Origin of the sequence: Moorena sp. SIO4G3, from assembly GCF_010692305.1 — a bacterium.
Classification (GTDB): Bacteria; Cyanobacteriota; Cyanobacteriia; order Cyanobacteriales; family Coleofasciculaceae; genus Moorena; species Moorena producens_A.
Genome location: NZ_JAAHIG010000393.1, coordinates 1 through 7,841, shown reverse-complemented (window position 1 = coordinate 7,841; position 7,841 = coordinate 1). Strand labels below are relative to the sequence as shown.

Below are 7,841 nucleotides of genomic sequence, written 5' to 3'. Positions count from 1 at the left end.
TCCATCTCCCCATCTCCCCATCTCCCCATCTCCCCATCTCCCCATCTCCCCATCTCCCCATCTCCCTAATCCCTACTTCCAGATCGGACTATTTTCCACTAGCTGTTATAATATTGCGGTAGCCAATGACTAATCACAATGAAGTCTAAACTCAACTATATCCTGCAATGTATTTATGGCAAGGTATACTATTTGTTAACCCGCCCAAAATTTTTCCTGTCAATTAGTTCTTTGATTTCTCGAACGGTGGTAGCTTGAATCGCAATTCTATCCTCAATTTTTAGGGATGGATCGTAAGATGGTTGACTAGTATTCGTAATTTTTCCTCCTCCTCCAGTAGGACAAGCAATAAAAGCCACAGAGGCTAACCAGGGAAATTTAACTGAGAAATCGTCAATCCAGTTTTGGGCATAATCCCTCCAGTGGCAATCTTCAAGCAAGGAGGCTAATTCGCCTTTCATAAACTCCTGACTCGTGATTCTGGGTAAGATTTTGTCGTGATATCGAACCTCTGCATCAGAGCCAAAAGCATCTTGTATTAGTTCCAGAGCAGCGATCTGATCACCTTCTTTAGCAGGGGATAAATGCTGTCCGCAATAAAGTCCATCTGGAAATAAGTGAACTGCTGCATTGCGAACAAATACCTCTAATCTTCTCAATCCTAATTCATCTCCAGTCTGACCATAAGAAGGCAAATAATCGCCAATTTTTTTGGGAGCAATAAACTGACCGGGATTGCAGATAATGCCATGCAGAAACTGAGGTTCAAAAGTCGTTTCTGTATAGGGTTCTTGTTTGAAAGCTACACCCAAGCTTTTAGTACTTTCGTAATAACACCCATTTTCTTGACAGATACTGATGCCTACTTCCACATCTTTTTCTTCTGGTTCAACAGCATAGACAATGCAGTAACTTATTCCCCGTTTTATAGCTTCCTCAACAATACGGATTGCCAATGTACCTGTTCCTGCACCGATATCAGCAATTTTAAATTCTACATCTTGTCCATACTTTAGTAACAATTCGTCAATAAACTGAGGAATCATCTTGAGCAGATAACCAGTTGCATCTGCTTTGGGAGTCAAAGGTCTATAAGAATCTCTATTCATATCCTTCACATTCACCTTAAAAAAAGCTAAAAATCAATTAAATACAAAAGGATTATCTAGGTATTAATCACTAATCATTGTTTGAGGAATATCTGATATTTTGACTCCTATTAATGCTAGCTCATTGAGGGAATTACCATTAACAGAAAGACGATGTTGATAAGACTGTTTAGCTTTGACTGATAAAATACCTTCTTTAATGATGGTTGCCAACATTTGACCACCATTATGCTGGCTTTGAGTATCAAGTAAATCTTCTCTAATATTAAAAGCTATCCAGCCTCCATCAACAATTAAATTATAGGCAAAAGCAAATGCCGAAGCCGGTAATCCTCCTGTTAGGGCAGAAGCACAGACCAAACAGTTAAACTTGGCATTTTCTAACTCATTATGAACTTCATTAGTTACATTAGGAAATTCCTCAACATAATACTTATTATAAACATTTTGTCGTTCTCGTTTAGCTGCTTCTGCCGCTTCTATAACCACATCTGCTCCTACAATTGAAGTGACACCTTTATCCTTAAGACATTGACCAAGTAAACCAACTCCTGCAGCTAAATCTAAAACCGATAATTCAGAAGCAAGGGATTGGGATTTGCTAACTTCATTTATCAAGATGTCGCTAATTATATTGTGTGTATTATACTTTAGCAAATCGACTAAAACATATTCATATAAACCAGGGATTTTGTAGGTTTGTTTATAATCCTGAATCCTCAGTTTTTGCTCTTGGTCATTTTCGGTTAAGATAAAATACTCTTCGGCTCGAATTAAATTTTCATCTGTATTTGGAAATGTGACAGTATAACCCTTTTGTTTCATTAGTTAACCTTCTGTAGAATTGTATATTTAAATGAACTTACCCCGTGGGGGCAGTATACAAATTCACTAAACCAGATTTCAGCACGATAATAAGGTAATCCTTGAAAAGTATTCGTCTGTTCGATCAATGTTTATCTTCTAGACTTCTCGATATATTCCTATCAGCGCAGAAACCCTAAATCCACAGAAATTATAGTAGTCAAATATGATCATACCATCTTTGGGAATCCGTAAGCATTGAGGCGTGAGCTAAAAGCTCACCCGTGCGCGTTCAGCTGTCAGTCAGCCTAATCCTTAAAATAAACCTCGTTCGCGTAGCGTGCGTGGCACAGGCTTCTAGCCTGTGAAGTAGCCCATTAGCTGATAATACCAAATCCTGTTCCCATACCCCCCTTATTCCCATAGCCCTAGATTCCTGGCATAAAAAAATTTGCTTGATTTTTATAAAGGGGTTTTGAGAAGCGGATTTGGTATAACTGATAGCTGATAGCTTAGGGGAAATCAGCTAGTTGCTTGGCATCTGTGATTACGATTTGAGGCTTCCCATCCTGATTGGGAGGATAGAGACTAGCAGTTCCAGTCACATACACATAGCCTCGACCCGATTTGGCATAGCGGGTTTCAATTAGTCCCAAGATGGTTTGAGCTGCTTGGGAATCCCGATCGGGAATCCAGAGATTAAACCGGTGAAATCTTGACCCAGCGTAGATCAGAGCACCATTACCAGGCCATTTATTAATCCCTCCTTGCAGGTCACACAATACTGTGATTTGGTTGCCAGCTTTAGCCGCTTCTACGATACCATTGTAGTTTAGACGCACCGATAGCACCCCGGCTTGACTGCCTGCGTTACGGTAGTCTTCTACCACCTGGTTTCGTAAATACCACCAAGGAATCAGGGTGGTATAGTCTCTGCTCTTTCCACCAGCATTGGTGGCTGGATCCCAAATCCCTATGCCTTTGGCTTGAGCCTCCGCCTCCGCCTCCATAAACTCGCGGTGATAGAGGCGCGACGATCCATATTTTACAAAATAAGGGCTCCAGCCTTCCCGGACAATGCGCACATTGAAATTCTCCTGCTCTCCGGCTTTGTAGATATAGCAGAGCAATCGCCCATAATTGCCGCGATGTTTGACCAGGCAAACCTCCACCGGATCGTTGGTGTCGAATTCAAGATCCACCCATACATCCTGATTGGGTATCCCTTGCTCGTTTGCCCCGAAATACTCCTTCGCCCATTGTGAGGCCAGGATACCAGCATTGGTTATCGGTTTACTGCCAGCGCGCTGACTTTCCTCTGTGTCAAGACAAACAAACCGAATTGATTCTTGCTCATTATTCAAGAGTATCTTGATGGTGTCACCGTCAACAACTTTGATCAGTTTGAGATTTTTGATGACTGTACCTTTCATTACCTCTCCTCTTTGTTAGTCAACCATGAAATGAGGGATTATAATTGCTTGTTGTTTGAGGTGCAGCGCCAGAAGATATAATGGGTGTGAGATAACTGTTTTTCTGACCTTTCCTATAGGATATCATGTTTTTGCAAATCTAGTTGAGTCAGTGGATTTTTATCTCCAGTTTGATGTTGGTTAAGGCTCCTTTATTAGCGAGCAGGGAGCAGAGAGCAGGGAGCAGGTAAAAAATTTTGTGTACTTCATAGCTATTCAAGACGCTAGATAAGTAAAATTACACCTAAATATAACAATATAAGTAGAGTTTAGGAGATAGTATTTTGGTTGATATCATGTCAGAATACCTTTATTTAAAATCTCCACCATCTCCCCATCTCCCCATCTCCCCATCTCCCCATCTCCCCACCCTCCCTACTCCCTACCCCATTAAAAACTGCTATAGTTATGACTGATGGTAAGACTTGGTGATAAAAACTCTGGTAGAGGATTTAATGAAACGACAATTGAGACAACTTACGTTAGGAATGACTCTGATCGCTTGCTTAATGGGTTCAGTTGCCTGTGAGTCAACGTCCTCTGGAAAAAAAACTAAAGTTCGTTCTGCCCATAGTAACTGGGTCGAGGAACAGTTTCAAACCCAAATCGTCAATATTGGTCTCGAAAAACTTGGTTATGAAATCGAAGAACCGAAAGAAATTAGCTATCCGATCATTTATGTGTCTGTGGCTAATGGCGAGCTAGATTATAGTACTATCAACTATGAAATATCACATCGAGAATTCTTTAATAATGCTGGGGGTACCAAAAAATTAGAGCGAGTTGGAGTTATTAATTCTGATGTGATACAAGGCTATCAAATCGATAAAAAAACGGCTGAGAAATATAACATTACTAACCTACAACAATTTAAAGACCCAAAGATTGCGAAACTATTTGATACAGACGGCAATGGTAAAGCTAATTTAATCGGTTGTGATCCTGGTTGGTTTTGCGAAGTGATAGTCGATCATCACCTCAAAGCTTACGGACTAGAAGATACCGTTGAACACACTAGAGGACAATATATCGTGCTACTCGCCGATGTTATGACTCGCTACAAGCAAGGAGAAAGCGTTTTATACTATGCGTTTTATCCTCACTGGATATCTACAATATTAAAACCGGATCAAGATATAATTTGGTTAGAAGTTCCCTTTACCTCTCTTCCTGAATCCCAGAAAAATCTAACTGAAAAAGACACCTCTGTAAACGGAAAAAATCTTGGATTTACTGTCGATCGCCAGCGCATTGTTGCTAACAAGAAATTTTTGGCAGCTAACCCAGTTGCCAAGCGTTGGTTTGAACTGGTTGAAATTCCTGCTGAGGACATTAATGTTGAAAGTCTAAAGATCAAAGAGGGTGAGAGCAGTCCAGAAGATATTCGTCGCCATGCTAAAGAGTGGGTTGAGAAGAATCAAGAGTTGTTTGATAGCTGGGTAGAAGAGTCAAAAAAGGCAGGAGGGGATTCGACCTAGATTCAACCGCTTCGCCTTAAAGGGTGACAAGGGGAGTAAAGAGTAGTAGTGAAGGGGGGTAAGCGCCAAAAGAGTCAAAAAAGATTAGGGTAGTCTATGACTAGAGAATGCAAGTCTTCGCACATCCAACGGTTAACCCCAAGAGCCGCTCTGGGAAAACCCGGAGGAAATACAAGGATTCTACTTATACGCCCTGTCGTTTGTTAAGTGAGATTTACAATTATACCAAATTAGATCCAAATTAGATGCGATTACCCTGTACAATACACTCTGAAGCAAAGATAACTTACTCGTTAGTTTGATATAAATTGTTTCAATTTTGTGAGGTACAATTTTCCTGGTTTTATGGAACAGGTAAAATAAACCAACCCTTAACCCCTAAAAGGATTGGTAGAGGGAACAGGAAAAAAAGGTGTACCTCATTTTTGTAAAAAAACTAGAATAAGCTCAATGGCACATATGCTTCCGACTTTATGGTTTTTAGTGCCAAAATTATATCCATAATCTGCCCATAGATGATGAGTTAAGATGAACAACTCCTTGATTTGTAGCTATAACGAATGGGACCCTCTCGAAGAAATAATTGTTGGAACTATTGACGGGGTTACAGCACCTGTTTTAACCCATGATATGAAGACATTTATACGAAAGGACTACTGGAGCTTCTATCAGCAGTACGGTGGACGACCCTACCCTAAAGAATTAGTCGAGAAGGCAGCGAAAGCTCTCGATAACCTTCAAGAAGTACTCGAAGGAGAAGGTGTAATTGTACGAAGACCAGAATCTGTTGATTATGCCTATCGTATCTTTAAAACACCTTATTTTGAATCACCAGGATTCTTTAATGCTGATGTGAGGGATGTCTTGCTAGTTGTGGGTGACGAAATCATAGAAGCGCCCATGTCTCAAAGATGCCGCTATTTCGAGTTCTTGCGCTATCGTCCCTTAATCCAAGAATACTTCCAGCAGGGGGCACGCTGGACAGCGGCTCCCAAGCCCAAAATGTCTGATGCTCTCTACGATTGGGACTATCCTGAAGAAGATATGGCCCTTTTCCGGGGGGAATCTACTGTGCCACATAGCGTCGGTCCTCTTAATGGTCGCTTCATTACCACCGAGTCGGAACCTTGCTTCGATGCAGCTGATTTCACTCGCTTCGGCAGAGACATTTTGGCCCAGAGAAGCCAAGTCACTAATGACTTGGGAATTCAGTGGATGCAGAGGCATCTTGGCTCGGAGTACCAAGTCCACACAGTCAAGTTTCGTGATCCAAGCCCAATACATATGGATGCAACTTGGGTTCCCATCGGCCCAGGGCGTGTCTTGTCTTGCCCCGATCGTCCGTGCATCTCACCCGATATCCTAGAGATGTTTAAGCAGGGAGGCTGGGAGATTCTTTATCCTCCTAGAGGCGTGGCAAACGCCGAATTTCATATGTCCAGCCGCTGGCTTTCTATGAATATTCTGATGATTGATGAGGAACGAGTGGTTGTGGAAAAGAGTGAAGAACCAACGATCAAGTTTTTTAAAGAGATTGGACTCAAACCAATTTTGGTAGACTTTAAAGATCACTATATATTTGGTGGAGGATTGCATTGTTCAACTTGTGATGTGCGCAGACGGGGCACATTGAAGTCATACTTCTAAGTAGGTGGGCAGAAATAACGCAGATGGTCATGGCAGTCGGTTGAGCATAAAAGGTACTGAAGAGCCAATTTGGTATGACTGGTTATGATTGAGGGTAAGACTTGGTGATAAAAACCCTGGGAGAGGATTTAATGAAACGACAATTGAGACAACTTACCTTAGGAATGACTCTGATCGCTTGCTTAATGGGTTCAGTTGCCTGTGAGTCAACCTCCTCTGTTAAAACAACTAAAGTTCGTTCTGCCCATAGTAACTGGGTCGAGGAACAGTTTCAAACTGAAATAGTCAATATTGGTCTGGAAAAACTTGGTTATGAAATCGAAAAACCGAAAGAAATAACCTATCCGGTTATTTATGTGTCTGTCGCTAATGGCGACCTAGATTATAGTACTATTAACTATGAAAAAGGACACCAAGAATTCTTTGAAAATGCTGGGGGTACCAAAAAGTTAGAGCGAGTTGGAGTTCTTACTCCTGATGGTATACAAGGCTATCAGATCGATAAAAAAACGGCTGATAAATATAATATTACTAACCTGGAACAATTTAAAGATCCAAAAATTGCGAAACTATTTGATACAGACGGCAATGGTAAAGCCAATTTAATCGGTTGTGATCCTGGTTGGTTTTGCGAAATAGTAATCGATCATCACCTGAAAGCTTACGGACTAGAAGATACCGTTGAACACACTAGAGGACAATACATTGTGCTACTCGCAGATGTTATGACTCGCTACAAGCAAGGGGAAAGTGTTCTCTACTATGCTTATAATCCTCACTGGATATCTACCGTATTAAAACCGACCCAAGATGTAGTTTGGTTAGAAGTTCCCTTTACTTCTCTTCCTGAATCGCAAAAAAATCTAACCGAAAAAGAAACCTCAGTAGACGGAAAAAATCTCGGATTTGCTGTGGATCGTCAGCGCATTATTGGTAACAAGAAATTTTTGGCGGCTAACCCAGTTGCCAAGCGTTGGTTTGAACTGGTTCAAATTCCGGCTGAGGACATTAACGTTGAAAGCCTAAAGATCAAAGAGGGTGAGAGCAGTCCAGAAGATATTCATCGCCATGCTAAAGAGTGGGTTGAAAAGAATCAAGAGTTGTTTGATAGCTGGATAGAAGAGGCAAAAAAGCCAGGAGGGGATTCTATTTAAAGGGAATAGGGAATAGGGAGTAGGGAATAGGGAGTAGGGAGTAGGGAGTAGGGAATAGGGAGTAGGGAGTAGGGAGTAGGGAGTAGGGAGTAGGGAGTAGGGAGTAGGGAGTAGGGAGTAGGGAGTAAGGAGTAGGGAAGAGAAGACATATAAACTCGAGGCACCGTCAGTTGTCGA

The 7,841-nt window shown here is 41.4% G+C and carries 7 protein-coding genes; 3 read left to right on the top strand and 4 right to left on the bottom strand.

Features of this window, described 5'->3' with window-relative positions:
* Positions 1–188 precede the first annotated feature (188 nt).
* The 3 genes from F6J99_RS37670 to F6J99_RS37660 form a co-directional block, all read right to left on the bottom strand.
* Complete coding sequence (locus F6J99_RS37670; protein ID WP_293120970.1) at positions 189–1,109, bottom strand: hypothetical protein; 921 nt, start codon at positions 1,107–1,109, stop codon at positions 189–191.
* A gap of 63 nt (positions 1,110–1,172) precedes the next feature.
* Positions 1,173–1,934 carry a hypothetical protein gene (locus F6J99_RS37665; protein WP_293120968.1) on the bottom strand — a complete coding sequence of 254 codons (762 nt, stop codon included), beginning with the start codon at positions 1,932–1,934 and terminating at the stop codon, positions 1,173–1,175.
* A gap of 491 nt (positions 1,935–2,425) precedes the next feature.
* Positions 2,426–3,346 (bottom strand): thermonuclease family protein, encoded by a 921-nt coding sequence (locus F6J99_RS37660; protein WP_293120966.1) that lies wholly within the window; start codon positions 3,344–3,346, stop codon positions 2,426–2,428.
* 467 nt (positions 3,347–3,813) lie between these two features.
* On the opposite strand from F6J99_RS37660, the gene proX (F6J99_RS37655) reads away from it, so the two are divergent.
* The 3 genes from proX (F6J99_RS37655) (at position 3,814) to proX (F6J99_RS37645) (ending at position 7,664) form a co-directional block, all read left to right on the top strand.
* Entirely contained in the window at positions 3,814–4,863 is a 1,050-nt protein-coding gene (gene proX, locus F6J99_RS37655; protein ID WP_293120964.1) for a glycine betaine/L-proline ABC transporter substrate-binding protein ProX, read from the top strand.
* A gap of 528 nt (positions 4,864–5,391) precedes the next feature.
* The gene (locus tag F6J99_RS37650; RefSeq protein ID WP_293120962.1) at positions 5,392–6,510 is read left to right on the top strand and encodes a NarL family transcriptional regulator; all 1,119 of its coding nucleotides are present in this window, start codon (positions 5,392–5,394) and stop codon (positions 6,508–6,510) included.
* Positions 6,511–6,614: 104 nt separating this feature from the next.
* Positions 6,615–7,664: a glycine betaine/L-proline ABC transporter substrate-binding protein ProX gene (gene proX / locus F6J99_RS37645; protein ID WP_293120960.1), complete on the top strand. Its 1,050-nt coding sequence runs from the start codon at positions 6,615–6,617 to the stop codon at positions 7,662–7,664.
* Here the strand turns inward: proX (F6J99_RS37645) and F6J99_RS37640 are convergent.
* Positions 7,661–7,841 (bottom strand): hypothetical protein (locus F6J99_RS37640; protein WP_293120958.1); only part of this gene is annotated, 181 nt, incomplete at its 5' end. The genes proX (F6J99_RS37645) and F6J99_RS37640 overlap by 4 nt on opposite strands.

Bases quoted from the DNA above. Each gene is read 5' to 3' on its own strand.
- F6J99_RS37665 (WP_293120968.1), bottom strand. From the start codon at position 1,934: ATGAAACAAAAGGGTTATACTGTCACATTTCCAAATACAGATGAAAAT.
- F6J99_RS37650 (WP_293120962.1), top strand. From the start codon at position 5,392: ATGAACAACTCCTTGATTTGTAGCTATAACGAATGGGACCCTCTCGAA.
- F6J99_RS37670 (WP_293120970.1), bottom strand. From the start codon at position 1,109: ATGAATAGAGATTCTTATAGACCTTTGACTCCCAAAGCAGATGCAACT.
- F6J99_RS37660 (WP_293120966.1), bottom strand. From the start codon at position 3,346: ATGAAAGGTACAGTCATCAAAAATCTCAAACTGATCAAAGTTGTTGAC.